The sequence below is a fragment of the Pseudomonas sp. YuFO20 genome (assembly GCF_035064975.1).
Lineage (GTDB): Bacteria > Pseudomonadota > Gammaproteobacteria > Pseudomonadales > Pseudomonadaceae > Aquipseudomonas > Aquipseudomonas putida_AE.
The window spans coordinates 1-467 of the sequence record NZ_JAXDEO010000178.1; the positions used below are offsets into that span (position 1 = coordinate 1).

The 467-nt window shown below is 55.7% G+C and carries 1 protein-coding gene; it reads left to right on the top strand.

Annotated features, from left to right (window positions below; translation table 11 throughout):
* The coding region (uppS, locus tag SOP85_RS31140; protein ID WP_323629424.1) for a polyprenyl diphosphate synthase at positions 1-449 on the top strand (449 nt) is incomplete at its 5' end.
* Between the last annotated feature and the right edge of the window lie 18 nt (positions 450-467).

A 467-nucleotide genomic window follows, 5' to 3' on the forward strand; every position in this document is an offset into this window, starting at 1 on the left:
GGCTGCGGGTGATCGGCGATATCAGCCGCTTCAGCTCGCGTTTGCAGGAGCGGATCCGCCGCTCTGAAGCACTGACGGAAAATAACGATGGCCTGACGCTCAATATCGCTGCCAACTACGGTGGCCGTTGGGATATCATTCAGGGAGTAAGGGAACTGGCCGAACGAGTACGGGTGGGGGAGTTGCACCCGGATCAGATCAGCGAGGAATTATTGAACGAGCGGGTTTGCATGAGCGACCTGGCGCCGGTGGATTTGGTTATCCGCACCGGTGGCGAGCATCGCATCAGTAACTTCCTGCTGTGGCAAATCGCCTATGCTGAACTTTACTTTACTGATGTGCTCTGGCCTGATTTCGATGAACTTGTCTTTGAAGGTGCGCTGAATGCATTTGCACAACGTGAGCGCCGCTTCGGGGGAACAACACCTATCGGCGCCGATGCGTCCTAGGGAGAACTTTTGCTGAAG